General features: G+C 70.4%; 20 protein-coding genes. 12 read left to right on the top strand and 8 right to left on the bottom strand.

The window, feature by feature from the left end:
- Nucleotides 1-18 precede the first annotated feature (18 nt).
- The 5 genes from QQ657_RS36780 to QQ657_RS36760 are packed head-to-tail and all read left to right on the top strand — an operon-like array spanning nucleotide 19 to nucleotide 4832.
- Complete coding sequence (locus QQ657_RS36780; protein WP_284746935.1) at nucleotides 19-870, top strand: branched-chain amino acid ABC transporter permease; 852 nt, start codon at nucleotides 19-21, stop codon at nucleotides 868-870.
- Nucleotides 867-1937 (top strand): branched-chain amino acid ABC transporter permease, encoded by a 1071-nt coding sequence (locus QQ657_RS36775; RefSeq protein WP_284746934.1) that lies wholly within the window; start codon nucleotides 867-869, stop codon nucleotides 1935-1937. Before QQ657_RS36780 ends, QQ657_RS36775 begins: the two co-directional genes overlap by 4 nt.
- The gene (locus QQ657_RS36770) at nucleotides 1924-3237 is read left to right on the top strand and encodes an ABC transporter substrate-binding protein (RefSeq protein ID WP_284746933.1); all 1314 of its coding nucleotides are present in this window, start codon (nucleotides 1924-1926) and stop codon (nucleotides 3235-3237) included. Before QQ657_RS36775 ends, QQ657_RS36770 begins: the two co-directional genes overlap by 14 nt.
- Nucleotides 3238-3296: 59 nt before the next feature.
- Nucleotides 3297-3863, top strand: a complete 567-nt coding sequence (locus QQ657_RS36765; protein ID WP_284746932.1) for a TetR/AcrR family transcriptional regulator — start codon at nucleotides 3297-3299, stop codon at nucleotides 3861-3863.
- A gap of 21 nt (nucleotides 3864-3884) precedes the next feature.
- On the top strand, nucleotides 3885-4832 hold the full coding sequence (locus tag QQ657_RS36760; protein ID WP_284746931.1) for a GlxA family transcriptional regulator: 948 nt from the start codon (nucleotides 3885-3887) through the stop codon (nucleotides 4830-4832).
- Nucleotides 4833-4868: 36 nt separating this feature from the next.
- On the opposite strand, the gene QQ657_RS36755 is transcribed toward QQ657_RS36760, so the two are convergent.
- Entirely contained in the window at nucleotides 4869-5351 is a 483-nt protein-coding gene (locus tag QQ657_RS36755; RefSeq protein WP_284746930.1) for a hypothetical protein, read from the bottom strand.
- A gap of 191 nt (nucleotides 5352-5542) precedes the next feature.
- On the opposite strand from QQ657_RS36755, the gene QQ657_RS36750 reads away from it, so the two are divergent.
- Entirely contained in the window at nucleotides 5543-6601 is a 1059-nt protein-coding gene (locus tag QQ657_RS36750; protein ID WP_434056817.1) for an MFS transporter, read from the top strand.
- Here QQ657_RS36750 and QQ657_RS36745 read toward each other — a convergent pair.
- The 3 genes from QQ657_RS36745 to QQ657_RS36735 all read right to left on the bottom strand — a co-directional run bounded on the left by QQ657_RS36745 (nucleotide 6531) and on the right by QQ657_RS36735 (nucleotide 8637).
- A complete protein-coding gene (locus tag QQ657_RS36745) occupies nucleotides 6531-6722 on the bottom strand; it encodes a hypothetical protein (protein WP_284746928.1) in 192 nt (63 codons plus the stop codon). The two genes, QQ657_RS36750 and QQ657_RS36745, sit on opposite strands and share 71 nt — an antisense overlap.
- 71 nt (nucleotides 6723-6793) lie before the next feature.
- Nucleotides 6794-7450 (bottom strand): response regulator, encoded by a 657-nt coding sequence (locus tag QQ657_RS36740; protein ID WP_284746927.1) that lies wholly within the window; start codon nucleotides 7448-7450, stop codon nucleotides 6794-6796.
- A complete protein-coding gene (locus QQ657_RS36735; RefSeq protein WP_284746926.1) occupies nucleotides 7438-8637 on the bottom strand; it encodes a sensor histidine kinase in 1200 nt (399 codons plus the stop codon). Before QQ657_RS36735 ends, QQ657_RS36740 begins: the two co-directional genes overlap by 13 nt.
- Before the next feature lie 124 nt (nucleotides 8638-8761).
- On the opposite strand from QQ657_RS36735, the gene QQ657_RS36730 reads away from it, so the two are divergent.
- Both QQ657_RS36730 and QQ657_RS36725 read left to right on the top strand, forming a co-directional pair.
- Nucleotides 8762-9496, top strand: coding sequence for an ABC transporter ATP-binding protein (locus tag QQ657_RS36730; protein WP_284746925.1), 735 nt, complete (start codon nucleotides 8762-8764; stop codon nucleotides 9494-9496).
- Between the two features lie 2 nt (nucleotides 9497-9498).
- Nucleotides 9499-12024, top strand: a complete 2526-nt coding sequence (locus tag QQ657_RS36725; RefSeq protein WP_284747043.1) for an ABC transporter permease — start codon at nucleotides 9499-9501, stop codon at nucleotides 12022-12024.
- A 72-nt stretch (nucleotides 12025-12096) separates the two neighbouring features.
- Here QQ657_RS36725 and QQ657_RS36720 read toward each other — a convergent pair whose 3' ends face one another.
- On the bottom strand, nucleotides 12097-12420 hold the full coding sequence (locus QQ657_RS36720) for a hypothetical protein (RefSeq protein WP_284746924.1): 324 nt from the start codon (nucleotides 12418-12420) through the stop codon (nucleotides 12097-12099).
- A 69-nt stretch (nucleotides 12421-12489) separates the two neighbouring features.
- A complete protein-coding gene (locus QQ657_RS36715; RefSeq protein WP_284746923.1) occupies nucleotides 12490-15369 on the bottom strand; it encodes an AfsR/SARP family transcriptional regulator in 2880 nt (959 codons plus the stop codon).
- A gap of 208 nt (nucleotides 15370-15577) precedes the next feature.
- On the opposite strand from QQ657_RS36715, the gene QQ657_RS36710 reads away from it, so the two are divergent.
- Complete coding sequence (locus tag QQ657_RS36710; RefSeq protein WP_284746922.1) at nucleotides 15578-16189, top strand: hypothetical protein; 612 nt, start codon at nucleotides 15578-15580, stop codon at nucleotides 16187-16189.
- Nucleotides 16190-16220: 31 nt separating this feature from the next.
- Here the strand turns inward: QQ657_RS36710 and QQ657_RS36705 are convergent, their stop codons facing one another.
- Together QQ657_RS36705 and QQ657_RS36700 are read right to left on the bottom strand one after the other, a co-directional pair.
- Nucleotides 16221-16439, bottom strand: a complete 219-nt coding sequence (locus QQ657_RS36705; RefSeq protein WP_284746921.1) for a DUF397 domain-containing protein — start codon at nucleotides 16437-16439, stop codon at nucleotides 16221-16223.
- A 192-nt stretch (nucleotides 16440-16631) separates the two neighbouring features.
- Complete coding sequence (locus tag QQ657_RS36700; protein ID WP_284746920.1) at nucleotides 16632-17498, bottom strand: Scr1 family TA system antitoxin-like transcriptional regulator; 867 nt, start codon at nucleotides 17496-17498, stop codon at nucleotides 16632-16634.
- Between the two features lie 299 nt (nucleotides 17499-17797).
- Between QQ657_RS36700 and QQ657_RS36695 the strand changes: the two genes are divergently transcribed.
- From QQ657_RS36695 to QQ657_RS36685, 3 genes are all read left to right on the top strand, one after another.
- The gene (locus QQ657_RS36695) at nucleotides 17798-18544 is read left to right on the top strand and encodes a hypothetical protein (protein ID WP_284746919.1); all 747 of its coding nucleotides are present in this window, start codon (nucleotides 17798-17800) and stop codon (nucleotides 18542-18544) included.
- A gap of 101 nt (nucleotides 18545-18645) precedes the next feature.
- Nucleotides 18646-19305: a glycoside hydrolase family 11 protein gene (locus tag QQ657_RS36690; protein WP_284746918.1), complete on the top strand. Its 660-nt coding sequence runs from the start codon at nucleotides 18646-18648 to the stop codon at nucleotides 19303-19305.
- A 3-nt stretch (nucleotides 19306-19308) separates the two neighbouring features.
- Nucleotides 19309-19962: a polysaccharide deacetylase family protein gene (locus tag QQ657_RS36685; protein WP_284746917.1), complete on the top strand. Its 654-nt coding sequence runs from the start codon at nucleotides 19309-19311 to the stop codon at nucleotides 19960-19962.
- Nucleotides 19963-20086: the final 124 nt, after the last annotated feature.

Below are 20086 nucleotides of genomic sequence, written 5' to 3'. Positions count from 1 at the left end.
GGAGGTGAACGGTCCGGTATGCAGGAATTCCTCGACCTGACTCTCGGCGGGATCTCCGCCGGCGCGGTCTACGCGGCCCTCGGGCTCGCGCTGGTCATCATCTACCGGGCCACCCGGGTGGTGAACTTCGCGCAGCCCGCCCTCGCCCTGATCTCGACGTACCTGGCGTACTCGGTGACGAAGGCGACGGGCAGCTACTGGCTCGGCTTCGCCGTCGCGATCGTGGCCGGGACGCTGCTGGGCGTCGCCACCGAACGGCTGCTGATCCGGCCGCTGCGGCACCGCTCCGAACTGAGCTCGATCATCGTCACGCTCGGGCTTTTGCTGGTGCTGCAGGCGATCGCGGGCATGATCTGGTCCAACGAGCCGCTGGCGTTCCCGTACGCCTTCGACTTCGTCGGCCGCTTCTCCGCCAACGACCTGTTCGTGGTGCTGGTGGTGCTCGTGATCGCCGCGCTCGTGCTCGTGGTGTTCAAGTACACGCCGCTGGGCCTGCGGATGCGGGCGGCCGCGTTCGCCCCGGAGGTGGCGCGCACGCTCGGCGTGCGGGTCGGGCTGATGCTCACCGTCGGCTGGGGCCTGGCGGCGGCGGTCGGCTCGCTGGCCGGGCTGCTCGCCACCCCGCCGTTCCTCTTCCCGAACGTGCTGGACGGCGTCTTCGTCTACGCCCTCACCGCGGCGGTGCTCGGCGGCCTGGACAACCCCCTGGGCACGATCGCCGGCGGGTTCGTCCTCGGCGTCGGACTGTCCTACGTGTCCGGCTACCTCGGACCGGAGATGGTGACGATCGCCGCGCTCGCGATCCTCATCGTCGTGCTGATCGTGCGTCCCAGCGGGTTGTTCGGCCGCGCGAAGGTGAGGCGGGTATGACGGTGCGCACGACTCCTCCGGAAACCCGCGTGGCGACGGCGAAGCAGAAGCGGACGCTGCCGCCGCTGCTCCGCCACGTCCTGTTCGCGCTGGCCGCGTTCGCCCTCGTCGTGGTGCTGACCCTGGTTACCGACGAGTTCACCAACCTGCGGATCGCGACGGTCGGCTACTACCTCATCGCGGTCGCCGGGCTGACTCTGCTCACCGGCCTCACCGGGCAGGTTTCGCTGGGCCACGGCGCGTTCATGTTCATCGGCGCGTACACGGTGGCGCTGCTGGTGCGGCGCGTCCCGTCGTTCCCGCTGTGGGCCGACCTGCTGCTCGCCTCGGCCGCGGGCGGTCTTGCCGGGCTGCTGGCCGGGGCCGCCGCGGCCCGGCTGCGCGGGCCGTACCTCGCCGGGGCGACGCTCGCGCTGGCCGTCGGGCTGCCCGCGCTGACCCGCCGGTTCCAGGACTTCCTGGGCGGCAGCAACGGACTCAGCTTCACCGTCCACAGCAGACCGTCCGGGGTCGCCGTCCCCGAGCTGCGCTGGCAGACCTGGATCGTCTGGCTCAGCGTGCTCATCGCGCTGGTGCTGGTGGTCAACGTCGTGCGCGGCAAGCTCGGCCGGAACTTCCGCGCGGTCCGCGACGACGAGGTCGCCGCGTCGCTGAGCGGGATCGCCGTCGGGCGCACGAAGATCCTCGCGTTCCTGATCAGCGCGGTGTGCGGCGGCCTGGCCGGTGGCCTGCAGGCGTTCCTGCTCGGCACCGCCGCACCCGGCTCGTTCACGCCCGCGCTGTCGCTGAGCCTGCTGGCGGCCGTGGTGCTGGGCGGGCTGGGTTCCCTGTGGGGCGCGCTGTGGGGCGCGGTCGCGCTCGTCTACTTCCAGGCCTGGTCCGAGGACCTCGCCGACGTCCTGCACCTGAACACCGACGTGGCCAACAACCTCCCGCTCGCGGTGTACGGCGTGATCCTCATCGTCGTCGTGCTCGCCTTCCCGCGCGGCATCCAGGGCGGGTTCCAACGGCTCCGCGCACTTCTCCGTCGATCCGCCGAGAAAAAGGAGAACCATGAGAACCACTAGGTACGGTGCGGGTTTCCTCGCCCTCGCCTTGGCACTGACCGCGTGCGGCGGTGCGGGGGAGAGCAACGGCGGTGGTCAGCAGGCCGCCGACTCGGCCGTCGGCGTCACGAAGGACACCGTCACCATCGGCACGCACCAGCCGCTGACCGGCCCGGCCGCGCCCGGGTACAGCAAGATCTCCGTCGGCGCCCGCGCGGTGTTCCAGGCGATCAACGACGGTGGCGGGATCAACGGCCGCAAGATCGACTACAAGGTCGAGGACGACGGTTACAACCCGACGAAGACCGTCGAGGTCGTCAAGAAGCTCGTCCTGCAGGACAAGGTGTTCGCGATCGTCGGCGGGCTCGGCACGCCGACGCACTCGAAGGTCGTCGACTACCTGAACACCGAGGGCGTCCCGGACCTGCTGGTGTCCTCGGGCGCGCTGGCGTGGGACAACCCGCAGAAGGCGCCGATGACCTTCGGCTACCAGCTGGACTACACGCGTGAGGGCAAGATCCAGGGCAAGTACATCAAGGACAACTTCGCCGGCAAGAAGATCGGGTACTTCACGCAGAACGACGACATCGGCCGGGACACCCAGGCGGGGCTCGACCAGTTCGTGAAGGACCAGACGGTCGCGCGGCAGGGCTACGACAGCGCCAACACCGATGTCACGCCGCAGCTGTCCGCGCTCAAGGCCGCGGGCGCCGAGGTCGTCGTCTGCGAGTGCATCCCGGCGTTCACCGCGCTGTCGATCCTGGCCGCGGCGAAGATCGGTTACAAGCCGCAGTTCGTCGTCAGCAGTATCGGCGCCGACCCGGCGACCCTGTCCGGGCTGCTGCAGGACTTCGCCAAGCGCGGCGGCGCGACCGTCTCGAGCGCGCAGCTGCTGTCCGGGCTGATCGGCACCGGCTACCTGCCCGACGTCTCGCAGACGTCCGACCCGTGGGTCGCCTACTTCAAGGGCATCCACGACAAGTACATCCCGAAGGAGCCGCTCACCAACACGCTGTTCTACGGGATGGTGCTGGGGTACACGTTCGGCCAGGCGCTGAAGGCCGCCGGGCCGGACCCGACGCGCCAGAAGATCGTCGAAGCGATGAGCTCCGGGCAGTTGAAGGGCCCGGGCCTCACGCCGTTCGGGTTCTCGAAGGACTCGCACTCCGGGTACACCGGCGGGTTCGTGTTCAAGATCAACCCGGACACCACGACGACGGTGATCCAGCCACCGTCGGTCACCGACCGGGGCACCGGGGCCATCACGCCGTACTCCGGTGAACGCGCCACCCCGGAGCAGGTCAACCTGCTGGGTAAGTGAGGTGGGGCCGGTCCGTAGCGCCGTGCGGACCGGCTCGCCCGCTCACATAGGGTGGTGGCATGGAGGTCAGAGACAAGGTCGTGCAGGCAGCGGTGCGCCTTTTCGCCGAGAAGGGGTTCGAGGCCACGACGGTCCGCGAGATCGTCGAAACGGCCGGCGTGACCAAAGGGGGGCTGTATCACTACTTCGAGTCCAAGGACGACTTGCTCCTGGAGATCTACACCGCGATGCTGCGGATGCAGGCCCAGCGGATGCGGACGATCGCGGAGTCGGACCTGCCGCTGCCGGAACGGCTGCACGCCATCATCGCCGACGTCGTGACGACCAGTATCGCGGACCTCGACGCGGCGACGGTGTTCTTCCAGTCGTTCCCGCAGTTGGAAAAGAGCAAGCAGATCCAGGTGCGAGCCGAGCGCCGCCGCTATCACGAGCGCGTGCGCGCCCTGGTCGAAGAAGGTCAGCGCGCGGGGATCTTCCGCGTCGACGTCCCCGCCGACCTGGTGATCAACTACCACTACGGCGCGATCCACCGGCTCCACATGTGGTACCACGCGGACGGCCCGCTGTCGGGGGAGCAGGTGGGTGAGCACTTCGCGAACCTGATGCTGCGCAGCCTCCGTCCTTAGTGGACGATCTATCGTGGGGGCATGCACATCGTGGCGGTCCTCGCGCTGGACCAGGTCGTCCCGTTCGACCTGGCGACGCCCATCGAGGTCTTCTCGCGGACGCTCCTGCACGGCTCACCGGCCTACGAGGTCCGCATCTGCGGACCCGAGCCCGAGCTCGACGCGGGGATGTTCACGCTGCGGCCGCCGTGGGACCTGGGTGGTCTGGCCGACGCGGACACGATCATCGTGCCGGGCCGGGCGTCGAACCCGGCTCTTCCGGTCGAGGTCGTCTTGGCGCTTCGGTCGGCGGCGGCGCGGGGAGCGCGGATCGCGTCGATCTGCTCGGGGGCGTTCGTGCTGGCCGAGACGGGCCTGCTGGACGGCCTGCGCGCGACGACCCACTGGGCGGCCGCTCCCGAGCTGGCCCGGCTGTACCCGGCGGTCGACGTCGATCCGGACGTGCTCTACGTGGACAACGGGCAGCTCCTCAGCTCGGCGGGCGCGGCGGCGGGCCTGGACCTGTGCCTGCACCTGATCCGCCGCGACCACGGTTCGGCGGTGGCGGCCGAAGCGGCCCGGCTGTCGGTGATGCCCCTGGAGCGCGAGGGCGGCCAGGCCCAGTTCATCGCCCACGACGCACCGCCGACGCCCCGCGGGTCCGAGCTGGAGCCGGTGCTGGCGTGGATGGAGGAGAACTGCGCGGCGGAGCTGACGCTGTCCGGAGTCGCGGCGCGGGTGGGGATGAGCACGAGGACGTTGAACCGGCGCTTCCGCGAGCAGACGGGGACGACACCGCTGCAGTGGCTGCTGCGCGCCCGGGTCCGGCGCGCCCAGCACCTGCTGGAGGCGACAGGTGATCCGGTGGATCGGATCGCGGCGCAGGTGGGGTTCGGGTCGCCGGGGGCGTTCCGGGAGCGGTTCAAGCGGGTGGTGGGGACGAGCCCGCAGGCCTACCGGGCCAGCTTCCGGGGCGCCGGGGCGGTGTGAAAGCACGCGACGTTCGCGCGGCGATCCGGGCCTGAGCTATCCCGCGCAGCGCAGCAGGATGTCCCGCATCGAGCCCATGCCGTACTTGTCCACCGTGCTCGACAGATCCGCGACTTCACGCAGCAGCGGCCCGATGTCCACGCCCGCCGCGCGCGCCTCGGTGCAAAGGTCGTTCAGCGCCAGGATTTCGTCGCGGGTATCGCGGCCGTGGTCGCGGGCCGACAGGTGCAGGAGCCGGGTGCGGAAGTCCGCTCCCGGGAGGTGGGCGGCCCAGCAGAACGACGAGTACCGGTCGAACATCGCGCGCACGGCGGTGCGCGTCTCGTCGTCGCCGTGCTCGTAACGGTCGAGCAGTGCTCGCAACGCTTCCTCGGCCTCGGCGCGGATCCCGGCTTCGTCCAGGGGCTCCGCGGCGCGCAGCTTCTCCTGCCACGCCGGGTCCGAGAGGTCGATGGGACGCTTCGCGATCGGTTCCAGGCGCAGGTCCAGCCGCGCGACCGTCTCCTCGAGTTCCGCCACGGCTCACCGTAACCGGTAAGGTCGGGACCATGTCGAGCCCCGAAGCGTCCAGGGTGGGGCCGCCGGTCATGCCGGTGGCCCGGTAACTCCCGCACGCCCGGGTCCCGGGTGACCACGAAGCGTCCACCGTCTTCGTGCTCCCTGGAGTCTTCGCTGTGTTCCTGTACTGCCTCGCCCTGGGCGTGTTCGCCATGGGCACGTCCGAATTCATGCTCGCCGGGCTCGTGCCCGGCATCGCCGCCGCGCTCGACGTCTCGCTCGCGCAAGCCGGCTACCTGACCTCCGCCTTCGCCGCCGGCATGGTCGCCGGCGCGCCGCTCATGGCCGCTCTCTCGCGGACCTGGCGACGGCGCCTCGCCTTGCGGATCTTCCTGGCCCTCTTCGTCGTCGCGCACGTCGTCGGCGGCCTGACGACGTCCTTCGCCGTCCTGCTCGCGACGCGGGTGGTCGCCGCCGTCGCCAACGCGGGGTTCCTCGCCGTCGCCCTGACCGTCGACCGGCGGGGTCGCGCCATCGCCGTCCTGCTCGGCGGGACGACCTTGGCGTGCGTCGCCGGCATCCCCGGTGGGGCGCTGCTCGACGCCGCCTTCGGCTGGCGTGCGGCCTTCTGGACCGTCGCCGTGCTCTGCCTGCCCGCCTTCGTGGCGGTGTCGCGCGTTCCCGACACCCCGGCGGGCGGCACCGCCGACCTCCGGAGCGAACTTCGGGCACTCCGCCCCCTGGCCGGCGTGCTTCTGCTCGGCGCGCTCGTCAACGCGGCCACCTTCGGCGTCTTCACCTACCTGGCGCCGGTCGCCGGCAGCGCCGCGCCGGTCGTGCTCGCCGCCTTCGGGGCCGGGTGCTTCGCCGGCGTCACGGCCGCGGGACGCCTCGCCGACCGGTGGCCCGGGCGGGTCGTCACGGTCGGGGGCTCGCTGCTGCTCGCCGGCTGGGTCGTGCTGGCCTTCACCGCCCACGTGCCCGCGGCGCTCGTCGCCGAAGCGTTCACGCAGGGTGCGTTGTCCTTCGCGGTCGGCGGCACGGTGATCACCCGGATCCTGCGCCTGGCCACCGGCGCCCCGACGATGGCGGGCTCCTACGCGACCGCCGCGCTCAACGTCGGCGCGACGGCGGGCCCGGTGCTCGCGGGAGCGGCGAACCCGTTCTGGGTGGCCGCGGCCCTGGTCGCCGTGGCACTGGCTATCGACGTCGCCGGACGTAGTGGACGACCAGCAGGACCAAGGCGACCGTCGCGATCGCGCCGGCGGTGATCCGGAACGGGTCGGCCAGGCCGGTGAAGGAGCCGATCGCGTTGACGGCGGCGCTGACGAGCAGGACCGGCCAGAGGACGAAGGGGGTCGCGGTGCGGGCGGGGACGTTGGTGTTTGTCATGGCCCAAACGCTAGAGCCGGGCCAGAACCGAAACGATGCCGTCCGCACCCGGATCCGGGGTGGTGCCTGCGCTACCCCGCGTCCCGGCCGAGGTAGGCGAGCACCGCGAGCACGCGGCGGTGCCCGCCGCCTTCGTCCGACGGCAGGCCGAGCTTCGCGAAGATGTTGCGGATGTGCTTGAGCACCGCGCCGTCGCTGACGACGAGCAGTTCGGCGATCGTGCTGTTGTTGTAGCCCTCGGCCATCAGCGACAGCACTTCGCGCTCGCGGGCGGTCAACGCGTCCAGGGGGTCCGCCGCGCGCCGGCGTGCCATGAGCTGGCCGATGACTTCCGGGTCCATCGCCGTCCCGCCCTTGGCGACCCGCTCGAGCGCGTCGAGGAACCGCTCGACCTTGCCGACGCGCTCCTTGAGCAGGTAACCGACCGCGCCGACGCCGTCGGCGAGCAGCTCGACCGCGTAGCTCGTTTCCACGTGGGCCGACAGCACCAGCACCGGCAGGCCCGGGTGGATCTCGCGGGCGCGGACGGCGGCACGCAGGCCCTCGTCACGGTGGGTCGGCGGCATCCGGACGTCCATCACGACGGCGTCCGGCCGGGTGCCTTCGACGAAGGTGAGGAAGTCCTCGGCGTTGTCGAACGTGGCGGCGACTTCGATGCCCGCCGTCTTCAGCAGCAGCGCGAGGCCTTCGCGCAGCAGCGCGTCGTCCTCGGCGATCACGACCCGCATGGCAGCTCCACTCGCAGCACGGTCGGCCCACCGGGTGGGCTGGTCAGGGTGAGGGTTCCGTCGAAGGCTTCGGCGCGGCGCCGGATCCCGGGGAGCCCGCTGCCGCGCCTCTCGTCGGCGCCGCCGCGGCCGTCGTCGCGGATCTCCAGGGTCAGCAGGGAAGCCGTGCCGCCGAGCTTGATGTCCACAGTGGACGCGTCGGCGTGCTTGGTGATGTTGGCCAGCGCCTCGGCGACGACGAAGTACGCGGCGGCCTCGACGGCGGCCGGGCGGCCGGTTTCGTACTCGACGGTGACCGCGGCAGGCACCGGCGTGCGCTCGGCGAGCGCCCGCACCGCGCCCGCGAGACCGCGCTCGCTCAGCAGCGGCGGGTAGATGCTGCGCACGACCGTCCGCAGCTCGGCGAGCGCGTCGGTCGCGGTGTCCTGGGCCTTGACCAGCAGGTCGCGCACGGTGGCCGGGTCGCGGTCGTAGAGCTGGCCGGCGATGCCCAGCTGCAGCACGACCGCGGCGATCCGCGCCTGGGTGCCGTCGTGCAGGTCACGCTCGATGCGGCGCAGCTCGGCGCCGTGCGCCTCCAGCGCGGCCGCCCGCGTCGCGGTCAGTTCGGCGACCCGGTCGGCCAGGACGACGCCGGGCGCCGGCCGCAGCAGCTTCCGCGCGGTGCGGGCCTGCCAGCGCGCGGCGCGCGGCAGCAAGAGCGTCGCGGCGGCCATGGCGACGGCGACCAGCAGGTCGAGCCCCGCGTTCGGCCACGAGTTCACCACGATGCCGAGGGAGCCCTCGATCCCGCCGGGCACCGCCGGCCAGATGAGCACCGTGACGACCTGCTGGACCGCGCCGAGCGGGAGGCCGACGGCCAGGCTGCCGAGCAGCAGCCCGGTCGCGGCGTGGATCGCGAGCCACGCGAGGTCGCGGCGGGTCGCCGGGTCCTTCAGCGGCGAGCCGTCCCGGTACGGCTCGGGGATGGCCTCGCCGAGCTTGCGCGCGGCCCGGCGCCGGTCGACCCCGACCGGCCACCGCGCCAGCTTGATCGCCGGCGCCAGCGACGGGATGCCGATGCCGAACGGGCACAGCAGGAGCACGGCGAAGAGGCCCACGAGGGCGAAGATCGACAACAGCGACGTGCCGGCGCCGACCACGAGGTAACGAGCCGCCGACCAGCACTCGCGCAGGCGGGTCGTCACGGCGACAGTGTCCCACCCCACCTCGGTGGTGGTGCTGGCGCTACCCCGGATCCACCTCTCCACAGGATCGAGCCGGCGGCCCCGCCGACCTAGTTTTCTGGGGACAGAACAAAGGGGATCACCGATGACGACAGCGAATGCGCTGGAACTGGCCGGGGTGCGGAAGGTGTACGGCTCCGGCGACGGCGCCGTCACCGCGCTGGACGGCGTGACGGCGAACGTGGCGCGGGGGACGTTCACCGCCGTGATGGGCCCGTCGGGCTCGGGCAAGAGCACCTTCCTGCACTGCGCGGCCGGGCTGGACCGGCCGACGTCGGGGAAGGTGCTGCTCGGCGGCACCGAGATCGGGCGGCTGAAGGAGAACGAGCTGACCCGGCTGCGGCGCACCCGCGTCGGGTTCGTGTTCCAGGCCTACAACCTGATGCCGTCGCTGAACGTGCTGCAGAACATCACGCTGCCGCTGCGGCTCGCGGGCACCAAACCGGACCCGCAGTGGCTGCGCGAAATCGTCGAAGGCGTCGGGATGGCGAAGCGGCTGGAGCACCGCCCGGCGGAGCTGTCCGGCGGGCAGCAGCAGCGCGTCGCGATCGCCCGGGCGCTCATCGCCCGGCCCGACGTCGTGCTGGCCGACGAGCCGACCGGCGCCCTCGACACCCGCACCGCGCGGCAGGTGCTGGACCTGCTCCGCGCCGTCGTCGACGGCATGGGCCAGACGGTGCTGATGGTGACCCACGACCCGGTCGCCGCCTCGGCCGCGCACGGCGTCCTGTTCCTCGCCGACGGCCGGCTGGCCGGGCACCTCCCGAACCCCACCCCCGAGCGGGTTGCGGAGCGGATGACGCACCTCGGGGAGTGGTGACCGTGCTGTCCTTGGCTTGGCAGACGATCCGGACGCGGCTCGGCGGGTTCGCCGGCGCGTTCATCGCGATCCTGTGCGGCACCGCCCTGGTGGCGGGCTGCGGGGTCCTCATGGAGTCCGGCCTGCGCGCCGGCGTCCCCACCCAGCGCTACGCCGCCGCGGCCGTCGTCGTCGGCGGTGCCCAGAGCGTGCACCCGCCGGGGGCCGACGCGCTGACGTTCGAGCAGGTCGGCGAGCAGCCGTCGGTCCCGGAGGCACTGGCCGGCCGGATCGCCTCGGTGCCCGGCGTCCGCGCGGCGGTGGCCGAGCAGAGCTTCCCGGCGCAGGTCGTGACGGCTTCCGGGGAGGTCCTCGGGGGCGCGCAGTCCCTGGGCCACAACTGGGACGCGGCCGTGCTGGCGCCGTTCACGCTGCGCGCGGGCCGGGCGCCCGGGGCCGCCGACGAGGTCGTCCTGGACGCGGATCTCGCGCAGCGGGCGGGTGTCAGCGTCGACGGGCAGGTGCGGATCGCGACCCGGTCGGTGCCGCGGACGTTCCGGGTGAGCGGCATCGTCGACGGCCTCTCGCGGCAGTCGGCGCTGTTCTTCACCCCCGGCCAGGCGGCGGAACTGGCCGGACGTCCCGGCCAGGCGCACGCGATCGGCGTGCTGGCCGAGCCCGGCGTGACGCCGGAGACGCTCGCCGGGCGGATCGGCGCGATCGCGGACGGCGCCGAGGTCACCACCGGCGTCGAGCGCAGCACGGTCGAGTTCCTCGACGTCAGCCAGACGCGGATGCTGCTGCTGGCCATCGCCGGCTCGTTCGGCGGGTTCGCCCTGCTCGTGGCCGTGTTCGTGGTGGCGAGCACGCTTGCCCTGACGATCAACCAGCGGCGCCGGGAGTTCGCGCTGCTGCGTGCGGTCGCCGCGACGCCGAAGCAGATCCGCAAGCTCATCGGCACCGAAACGACGCTGGTCGCGCTCGTCGCCGGCGTGCTGGGCGGCGCGCTGGGGCTGGCGGTGGCGTCGGGGCTGCGGGACGCGTTCGCCGCGATCGGCGTGATCCCGGCCGACTTCGGGCTGGCGATCAGCCCGCTGCCGTCGGTCGCGGCACTGCTGCTGGGCCTGGGCGCGGCCCGGGTGGCGGCGTGGGCGGCGTCGCGGCGGCCGTCGATGATCCGGCCGGTCGAAGCGCTCGGCGAGGCGGCGGTCGAACGTCGTGAGCTGGGCCGCGGCCGCCTGATCACCGGCTGGGGCCTGGTGCTCGTGGGCTTCGGGGGTGCGCTGGTGCCGCTGTTCCTGCGCGGCGACATCGGGACCGCGGTCTCGACGATGGCGACGCTGGTCGTCGTCATCGGGCTGGCCGTGGTCGGGCCGCAGGTGACCGGGCTGGCGGTGCGGGTGCTCGCGCCGGTGCTGGGGCGGGTCTGGCGGATCAGCGGGTACCTGGCCGGCGCGAACGCCCAGGCCAACACCCGGCGGCTGGCGGCGGCGGTGACCCCGCTGATGCTGTCGATCGCGTTCGCCTTGGCGACGTTCTACAGCCAGACGTCGTCGACGGCGGCCGCGGCGGAGGAGACGGCCCGCTCGACGACGGCCGACTACGTGCTGAGCGGCCCGGCGGGTGTCTCGCCCGAGGTCGCCGCGGCGGTCGCCCGGGTGCCGGGGGTCGCGGCGGCGACGCCGGTGGTGCGGACGTCGGTGCTCACGGTGTCGACGGTGGGTGACAGCGTGGACGTCCAGCGGAAGCCCGCGCAGGGTCTGGCGGGCGAGCAGGTGCGTGGTGCTCTGGAGCTGGGCGTCGACAGCGGGCGGCTCGCGGACCTGGCCGGGGATACGGTCGCGTTGAGCCGCTCGGAGGCCGATTGGCTGGACAAGAAGATCGGCGACGAGGTCACGTTCTACTTCGGCGACGGCGTCCCGGCGAAGCTGCGGCTGGTGGCGACGTACACGCACGACCTGGCGTTCGGCGACTTCGTGCTGCCGGTGGCGCTGGCCCGCGAGCACAACGGCGGCCGGCTGGACGACTCGGTGCTGGTCCGGCGTTCTCCGGACGCGGATCCCACGGCGGTGTCCACGGCGCTGCGCGCGCTGCCGTACCCGGGGCTGACGGTGGCTTCGTCGGCGCCGGCACCCGAGGGCGGCGAACGGCAGGCGCAGTTCTACCTGAACCTGGTCGCGGTCGGCGTGATCGTCGGGTACCTGGCGATTTCGGTGGCCAACACATTGGTGTTGACGACGGCGCAGCGGTCGCGGGAGTTCGCGTTGCTGCGGTTGGTCGGCACAACACGTCGCCAGGTGACTCGCATGATGCGGCTCGAGGCTCTGGTGACGGTCGGGGTCGCGGTGGTCGTGGGGACGGTGGTTGCGTTGGTGCCACTGGGTTTGCTGAACGTGGGACTGCGGGGGAGCTTGCTGCCGTCGGGCCCGCTGTCCGTCTACTTCGGAATCATCGGCGGCGCGGCAGTGCTGGGGCTGGCGGCGATGGGGCTGTCGACGTGGGTGGCGCTGCGGGCCCGCCCCATCGACGCGATCGGCCTGCGGGAGTAGGGCGTCTTGAATGACTCATTCAGGTCCTCGGAGGTCCTGAATGAGTCATTCAAGACGTTTGCCGCGGTGGCGTCAGCAGCCCGCGCCGGTGTCTTCGCCGGTGTAGGAGAGAACGCGCCAGTCGGTGGTCCCGCCCAACGGGACCACCCCACCGGCGGCGACGCACTTTTCGCCGATGAGGGTCTTGAAGACGCCGCCGTAGGTGAGGGAGTAGGCCTTGATCTTCGTGGCGGCGGCGCCGCAGTTGCCCCACTGGTAGTCGCGGGCGTTCGGGCCGGAGGAACCTTGCGTCCACTGGGTGCCACAGGTGATCGCCGAGGCGGACGTCGTCCCGGCGACGACCGGCAGCGCCGCCACGGCGAACCCGAGCGCTATGGCCGCGGTGATGCGTTTCATGGAATTTGACCCCCTGCTTTTTGGAAACAGTACTGGGGTCAAGCTAACGGTGAATCAGCAGGAATTTCCCTAATCCCGAGCCGAGGGCGGCCACAGCCCGAGCCGGGTGAACTGCTCGCGGACGTGGTCGCGGACCGGGTCGTCGATGTCGGCGACGAGCGCGATGGTCTGGCGGGACTCGTTCCACGCCTCGGCCTGCCGGCCGGTCGCGGCCAGGGACCGGACCAGGGCCACCAGCGCGCGGACGACCCGGACGTGGTCGGCGGACCGCGAAATCCCGAGCGCCTTCCGGGCGGACAGCAGGACGTCGTGGTGTTCTTCGGCGTCGCATGCGGCTTCGCTCAGCTCGACCAGGGCCGCGAGCGTCCGCTCGTGGTCGGCTGGGTACTTCTCGTGCAGCGCGACCGCTTCGGTGAACTGCCGGATGGCCTCCGTGGTCCGGCCGGAGCGGCGGCTCAGCAGGCCGAGCTCCAGCGCCATCGCGGCGTGGCGCCGGTGGTCGCCCAGCTCGGCGTACAGCATTTTCGCGTGGGACAGATGTGTTTCGGCTTCCGCCAGCTCGTCCTGACGGCGCAGGTGCGTGCCGAGCGCGCCGTGGGCCGCGGCGCACTGGGCGGGTTCGTTCAGGCTGTGCTGGATTTCGAGGGCCTGGCGCAAGCACGACTCGGCTCGGCTCGGGTCCCCGGTGTCCTGCGCATGACGGGCGAGCAGGAGGAAGACTTCGGACTGGTCGCGGCTGTTGCCGGTGTTGTGGAAGATCGCGCTCGCCAGCTCGAGGGACTCCTCGGTCTTCTCCGGATCACCGAGCGCGTGGTGGATCCGTGCCAGTCCCGCCCAGGCCTGCCCCTCGGCGTCGAGGTCGTGTTCGGCACGGGTGGCGAGCAAAACCGCCTCGACGGCTTCGCGCCATTCGGCTGCCGTGTCGCCGATGGCCAGGTGGGGCCGCACCAGCCGGAGCAACGTCACCGCACGGGCCGGGCTGGAGTCCGCCGCACGGCGGATCGCGGCACACAGACTGGCCTCCTCGTCGGCCAGAAAGTCTTGCGCCGCAGCATAATCCGGCAGGTGCCCGGCCTGGGGCAGCTCGGCCGTGCGCCGCAGGGCGGGCGACAGGACCTCGGCGACGTCCGTGACGCGGGCGATGTACCAGTCGAGGAGCCGCGCCTCGGCCTGACGGCGATCGGCGGGGGAGTCGTGGGCGAGCGCGAGCCGTTCGCCGGCCGCGCGAGTGAGGACGTCCATCCGGTAGCGGCCCTCTTCCCGGCCGAGAAGGTACAGGGAGCCGAGCGCGGTGACCGCACCGCGCGTGGTCTCGTCGTCGGTCTGGCCGAGGGTGCGGATCGCTTCCAGGGAGATGCCGGGGCCGATGGTGAGCGCGAGCAAGCGGAAGAGCCGGGTCGCCGGCGGGCCCAGGGCGCGATAGGACCACAACAATGACGTCAGGATCGTGCCCGACGCCAGTTCGCCGGCCAGCAGGAGCTCAGCCGGGGTCGGCAGGCCGCCGGGCAAGAGTTCGGCGAGGGTGCGGACGGCCTGCGGAGTGCCGCCGGTCAGCATGAGTACCGTCGCCGGATCGGGCGGGGCGGCCGGGGAGTCGCGGAGCAGGCTCTCGAGCAGGGGCTCGATCTCGGCTTCGGTGAAGGGGGCGACCTCCAGCCGGTAGGCGCCGTGGTGGGTCACGAGGTCGCTCAGCCGATGCCGGCTGGTCACGACGACCACGGAGTGCGCACTGCCCGGCAGCAGCGGCACGATCTGCCTGGAATCCCTTGCGTTGTCGAGGAAGAGCAGCACCCGGCGGTCGTCGAGCAGGGTCCGCAGCATCCTGGTCCGGGCGCTCAGGCTCGCGGGTACGGCGTCGGTGGCGACCCCCAGCGCGTCGAGGAATTCGGCGAGCACGTCGGCGGGCTCGCGGGGCGGGCCGGTGGCGTACCCGGCGAGATCCGCGTGCAGCTGGCCGTGGGGGAACCGCTCGCGGACGGCGTGCGCCCAGTGCAGTCCCAGCTCCGTCTTGCCGGCGCCGGCCGCCCCGGTGACGGCGACGATGAGCGTCGCGGGCGGGCCGCTGACCCGGGAGCGCAGGAAAAGGGCGTTCAGCCGGGCCAGATCTTCGTCGCGGTCGACGAACTGGCTGACCGTCGACGGAAGCTGGGCGGGCGGCAGCGCGCGGAGGGCGGCCTGGGTGCGGTGGCGGTCGGCCGGCGTGGGCGAGTCCCGGTACTGCAGCAGCTGCTGGTGCACGTCCTGCAGTTCCTGGCCGGGCCCGGTCCCGAACGACCGCGCGAACCGGTCGTAGACGTGTTTCCAGTAGGTGTCGAAGACTTCGTAGTGCCCGAGCCCGTTCAGCGCGGTGAGCCGTTGCGCGATGTACCGGGTGTCGAGCTCGTGGTCGACCATGGCTTCGTCGAGGATCCGCAGAACTTCGCGGTAGTTGCGGCGATCGAGCTCGACGGCGCACAACGCCTGGTAGGCGGCGACCCGGTCGTAGCGGTCGAGGTCTTCCCGCTTCTGTTCCATCCAGACGCTGCCGAGGTCTTCGACCACGGGGCCCCGCCAGAGGTCCATCGCTTTCCGCAGCGCGTTCGCGGCCTCGTCGAGCCGTCCGGTTTGCCGGGCTTGTTCGCCGTCACGGATCAAGGTCTTGAAGCGCGCGTAGTCGAGGTAGTCGTTTTCGGGCAGGAACTGGTAGCCGGCGCGCTGGGTGACGATCCGCGCGGAGACCCCGAAGCCGCGCAGGCGGGCCCGGAGGCGGCTGACGTAGGTCTGGAGGTCGTTCCTGGCGTGGCCGGGCGGGTTGTCGTCCCAGAGTGCTTCGGTGACGGTCCGGACGGTGACGACCTTGCCGTGGTGGAGCATCAGCACACCCAGCAGGGACCGTTCCTTGGCCCGCCCGAGCGCGACCTTCCGGTCGCCGAGCAGCAGCTCCACGGGCCCCAGGATCCGGAATTCCATCGGGTTTCCCGTCCACCCCGGCAGGACTACCTGCCAGCACCGTAACCCGCCGACCGGCGCGTTTCAGCGCGGGTCGAGTGGCTGTCAAGAATTTGTCCAGCAAGCGGCAAGCGAAGTGTCCACCGGGCGAGTTCACGATCTCGTCATGTCGTGGACGGATGTGTGGCAGTGGCTTCGGGGGACGTCGCCGCCCTCGGTCGTGGAGCCGGTGGCGGATCCGGTCCACCACACCATCTTCATCGTCGAAGTCGACGGGTTCGCCGCGGTCGACCGGACCAACATGCACCGGCTGACCCTTCGGGCGGGTCTCTACCAGGTGGTCCAGCAGGCGTTGGTGGCCAGCGGCGTTTCGTGGGGCGACTGCTACCACGCCGACCTCGGCGATGGGGTGCTCGTGCTGGTGCCCGCCGAGTATCCGAAGGCGGTGTTCAGCGAGCTGGTCCCGGCGGCGCTCACGGCTCTCTTGGCCGGGCACAACCGCATGCACCGGCTACCGGAGAGGATCTTCCTTCGGGCGGCATTGCACGCCGGAGAAGTGAGTTATGACGCTCACGGCCGGACAGGAGCTGCCATGGTGCACGCCTTCCGACTGCTGCACTCCGGGGTGCTGGGGGATGCGCTGGCCGATGCGGGTGGAGATCTCGCGATGATCGCTTCGGCTTGGTTCTACGACGAAATCATCCGGCACAGTCCGGTGAGTCGGCCCGAGCAGTATCGGCCGGTGTTCGTACAGGAGAAGGAGACATCGGGGCAGGCGTGGGTCCGGTTGTTCGGGCCGGAAGCGAGCACGGGTCGGGCAGACGGCCTCGCGCTGGGTTGAGGGCGCCGGAGCAGCGCCCTCAACCCGGCTTTCAGGGAGCTTCGGTAGCCACGACGCGCAGGAAAGACGACCATGCGCTCTGCTCGAACTGGATCACCGGTGAAGTCGGCCGGGGGTCTTTGCTGTCACGAACGAGAGTGGCATCGGTCGTGATGCGGACTTCGAGGCAACTGCCGCTGGCGTTTGAATGACTGCTCTTGAACCACGCACTGCTGCCGGACGGGGAGGGGGATGGCGTTGCGTTCGTCAACCGGGTTCCTTTGCGTGATTCCGAATGGTTAAGGAGGTGCTCGATGTTCGGAGCGGCAAATAACGTCTTTGTTGGCCGGAGTGATGCTGTGGCCTCGGCCGTGGCGGTACGCGAGGAGCATTCGGTGTTCGAGTAGCTGCTGTTGCTTCGCGCACTTCGGCTGGGCGACGAAGAAGAACGGCGTTGCGTTCGTCAGTCGAGTTCCCTCGCATGATTCCGAATAATTTGCAGGGATTGCTCCCTGTTCAAGGCGCGGCGATATGCGTCGTCATAGGCTGTGGTAATGTTTCGAACCTGAGTTGAATCGTCGATTATGCCCCAGGCTGTCACGGTTTCCTGCCAAGCCAGGGTTGGTAGTTGCGGGTTGTCGAAATCGATGAGGTGGACCGTAGCTGCGCCGAAAAGGCCGCACGCGGTGGCGGTGAACGGAATGATCCGGACGTCGAGGGCTTCCGGATGCTCCTCGATCAGGTTGCCCAGGTGTGTGAGCTGGTCGCGAAGCACTCGCTTGCCCCCGATCTGCTGTCGCAGTGCGGCCTCGCTGATCACAGCGGTCAAGGTGAAGGGGTCGTCGGGGTTCATGAGCCGTTCTTGACGACGAAGCCGGGCTTGGACCCGCTGGTCGACTTCGACCTGGCGTACCGTCACATCGGGCATCATGATCGCCCTGATGTAATCGGCGGTCTGCATCAGCCCCGGAATAAGGAGACTTTCATAGTCTCGCATGCTGAGGGCGCCTTGCTCTAATCCGTACAGTCGTTGGATATCGCTGTCGAAGAGTGCTGAATAGCGTGACCACCAGCCGCGCTCCTTGGCGGCCGCGCGCAGTGCGAGCAGCTCCTGCTTTTCTTCTTCGTCGAATTCGAACAGCTCGATGATGCGTGCGAGCGCTTCCGGGGAGAGTATTTTTCGCTCGTTCTCGACGGCAGACCAGTAATTCCGGGAAAAGCCGACTGTGTCGGTGATCGTCCGGACTTCGATCCCCAGCTGTTCACGCCGTCGTTTGAGGCGTAGGGCAAGTTCCCAGGAGGCGACGACCGGCGAGGAAGGGATGGTCATGTCGTGCTCGTCAGTGTCCGAAGTGGTCGTACGGCCGACGTGGCGCGGTACAGACGAAGACCTCCATGGGCTTCACGACCTTCTGCACGTGCAGACTGAGCTGCGGACACGAGTGGGCATGGTCGACGGTTACGGTAACCCAACCATGGACCGATGCACTAGCGGTAGTACATCTGGTTCCGTAGTCTGTCATATACGCCAGTTGGCGTCTTCGTGTGCCTGGGCGTTCAGTCGAGCTAGACCTAAATGCCCTGGTCGGCGCCCGTTGATCGAGCGTCGCGCTGGCCGAAGGAGGCCACGTGTTCGAGCCGGGGACAACCCCCCCGGAGGTCCGGCCGGCAGGCCGGACCTCCGGGCCGGTCTGGTCTCGACCCGGACATGTCCCCGGCGCGATCGGCGTCGCTCAGGCGCGGGAGATGGAGCCCGCCGGGGTCGACTGGCGGGGCAGTCTCGGGCTGCACACCGCCCACTGCACGATCGTGGTCGTCGACGTCGAGGGGTTCGGGCTCCGGAGTAGAACGAACCCCAACAAGGTTCGGGTCCGGCGGGGCATGTATCGGGCCGTCGAGCACGCTTTCATCGCGGCTCGAATTCCCTGGGCCGTCTGTTGGCGGGCGGATCTGGGTGACGGTGTGCTCGTGCTGGCTCCCGCGCAGATTTCGAAAGCTCTCTTCGTCGATCTGCTCCTCGGAGCGCTCGCCGACGAAATCGCGGCTCACAACAGAATGCACCCGCCGCCGGAATGCATTCGGCTCAGGTTGGCTCTGCATGCCGGAGAAGTCTCCTATGACGATCACGGCGTCACCGGTTCGGCGATTCTTCATGCTCAGCAGTTGCTCGACACGCTCGAGCTGAAACGTGCCCTGGCGAAAACCACCGCTGTGCTCGCCGTGATCGCGTCGGACTGGATCTTCGATGAAGTTGTCAGGCACAGTGAACGGAGCGGTGCCGACACCTACCGGGCCGTCGAAACCTCCGGTGGGCGAGCGTGGATCCGGCTGCTCGCGCGGCGGCGCGATCTTCGCCGGCGTCGCCGGGCGGGTTGACGGGAAACCCTGCCGTACTCTCGAAACTTTCCGAAAGTTATTGCCCCACCGAACACTCCGAACGCATGCTTTCGCCATCCCAGCCTCGACGAGGAGGAAGCATGCTCGCCAAGAATCGCTTCAGGGTGTTCGCCGGTGGGGCCGCCCTTGCGCTCATCGCCACGCTCCTGCCCGGGGTTGCCCGGGCCGATACCGTCATCAGCACCAGCCAGACCGGGAACAACGGTGGCTACTACTACTCCTTCTGGACCGATGGCGGTGGCTCGGTCCAGATGACGCTCGGCTCCGGCGGGAACTACCGGATGAACTGGAGCAACGTCGGGAACTTCGTCGGGGGCAAGGGGTGGAGCAACGGGAGCCGGCGGACCGTGAACTACTCCGGCAGCTTCAACCCCTCCGGCAACGGCTATCTCGCCCTCTACGGCTGGACCTCGAACCCGCTCGTCGAGTACTACATCGTCGACAACTGGGGCACCTACCGGCCGACCGGGACCTACAAGGGCACCGTCACCAGCGATGGCGGCACCTACGACATCTACCAGACCACGCGGTACAACGCGCCGTCGGTCGAGGGGACCAAGACCTTCAACCAGTACTGGTCCGTGCGGCAGCAGAAGAAGACCGGGGGCACCATCACCACCGGGAACCACTTCGACGCCTGGGCGCGCTACGGCATGCGGCTCGGCAGCTTCAACTACTACATGATCCTCGCCACCGAGGGCTACCAGAGCAGCGGCAACTCCAACCTGACGGTGGGCTGACCGATGCGCCCCTGGATCCTGGCGGCCGCCTTGGCCGTGACGACCATGACCTCCGTCGCACCGGCGCACGCTGCCGCCTGTGGCGGGTACGTCGGCCTCACCTTCGATGACGGGCCGTCGAACGCGCACACCCCCGCGCTGCTGAACGCCTTGCGGCAGAACGGGTTGCGGGCGACCATGTTCAACGAGGGCCAGTACGCCGCCGCGTACCCGGCCCAGGTGCGGGCGCAGGTGAGCGCGGGCATGTGGGTCGGCAACCACAGCTACACCCACCCCCACCTCACTCAGCAGAGCCAGTCCCAGATGGACTCCGAGGTTTCCCGGACGCAGCAGGCGATCGCGGCGGCCGGCGGGGGTACACCGAAGCTCTTCCGCCCGCCGTACGGCGAAACGAACGGGACACTGCAGGCCGTCGAAGCGAAATACGGTCTCCGGCAGATCATCTGGGACGTCGATTCGCAGGACTGGAACAACGCGAGCGTCGACGCGATCGTCGCGGCCAACGCCCGGCTCGGCAACGGCCAGATCATCCTGATGCACGAATGGCCGGGCAACACCCTGGCCGCGATCCCGCGGATCGCGCAGACCCTGGCGAGCCGCGGGCTGTGCGCGGGGATGATTTCGCCTCAGACGGGCCGGGCGGTCGCCCCGGGCTGAGGCCCTCCGGGTGGGGGGGGGGGGCCGGGCCCCCCCCCCCCCCCCCCACCGGGTGGGGGCCCGCCCCCCCGGCCCCCGGCGGGGGGTGGAGTCGGCGGGGGGGCGCGCCCCCCGGGGGGCCCCC

The organism is Amycolatopsis ponsaeliensis (assembly GCF_030182635.1).
GTDB lineage: Bacteria > Actinomycetota > Actinomycetes > Mycobacteriales > Pseudonocardiaceae > Amycolatopsis > Amycolatopsis ponsaeliensis.
The sequence above is the reverse complement of the archived record's forward strand: the minus strand, read 5'-3'. Positions and strand labels throughout refer to the sequence as shown.

Excerpts from the sequence above, each read along its gene's own strand:
- QQ657_RS36780 (WP_284746935.1), top strand. The coding sequence starts at position 19 with ATGCAGGAATTCCTCGACCTGACTCTCGGCGGGATCTCCGCCGGCGCG.
- QQ657_RS36775 (WP_284746934.1), top strand. The coding sequence starts at position 867 with ATGACGGTGCGCACGACTCCTCCGGAAACCCGCGTGGCGACGGCGAAG.
- QQ657_RS36770 (WP_284746933.1), top strand. The coding sequence starts at position 1,924 with ATGAGAACCACTAGGTACGGTGCGGGTTTCCTCGCCCTCGCCTTGGCA.
- QQ657_RS36765 (WP_284746932.1), top strand. The coding sequence starts at position 3,297 with ATGGAGGTCAGAGACAAGGTCGTGCAGGCAGCGGTGCGCCTTTTCGCC.
- QQ657_RS36760 (WP_284746931.1), top strand. The coding sequence starts at position 3,885 with ATGCACATCGTGGCGGTCCTCGCGCTGGACCAGGTCGTCCCGTTCGAC.
- QQ657_RS36750 (WP_434056817.1), top strand. The coding sequence starts at position 5,543 with ATGGGCACGTCCGAATTCATGCTCGCCGGGCTCGTGCCCGGCATCGCC.
- QQ657_RS36745 (WP_284746928.1), bottom strand. The coding sequence starts at position 6,722 with ATGACAAACACCAACGTCCCCGCCCGCACCGCGACCCCCTTCGTCCTC.
- QQ657_RS36740 (WP_284746927.1), bottom strand. The coding sequence starts at position 7,450 with ATGCGGGTCGTGATCGCCGAGGACGACGCGCTGCTGCGCGAAGGCCTC.
- QQ657_RS36730 (WP_284746925.1), top strand. The coding sequence starts at position 8,762 with ATGACGACAGCGAATGCGCTGGAACTGGCCGGGGTGCGGAAGGTGTAC.
- QQ657_RS36720 (WP_284746924.1), bottom strand. The coding sequence starts at position 12,420 with ATGAAACGCATCACCGCGGCCATAGCGCTCGGGTTCGCCGTGGCGGCG.
- QQ657_RS36715 (WP_284746923.1), bottom strand. The coding sequence starts at position 15,369 with ATGGAATTCCGGATCCTGGGGCCCGTGGAGCTGCTGCTCGGCGACCGG.
- QQ657_RS36700 (WP_284746920.1), bottom strand. The coding sequence starts at position 17,498 with ATGACCATCCCTTCCTCGCCGGTCGTCGCCTCCTGGGAACTTGCCCTA.
- QQ657_RS36690 (WP_284746918.1), top strand. The coding sequence starts at position 18,646 with ATGCTCGCCAAGAATCGCTTCAGGGTGTTCGCCGGTGGGGCCGCCCTT.
- QQ657_RS36685 (WP_284746917.1), top strand. The coding sequence starts at position 19,309 with ATGCGCCCCTGGATCCTGGCGGCCGCCTTGGCCGTGACGACCATGACC.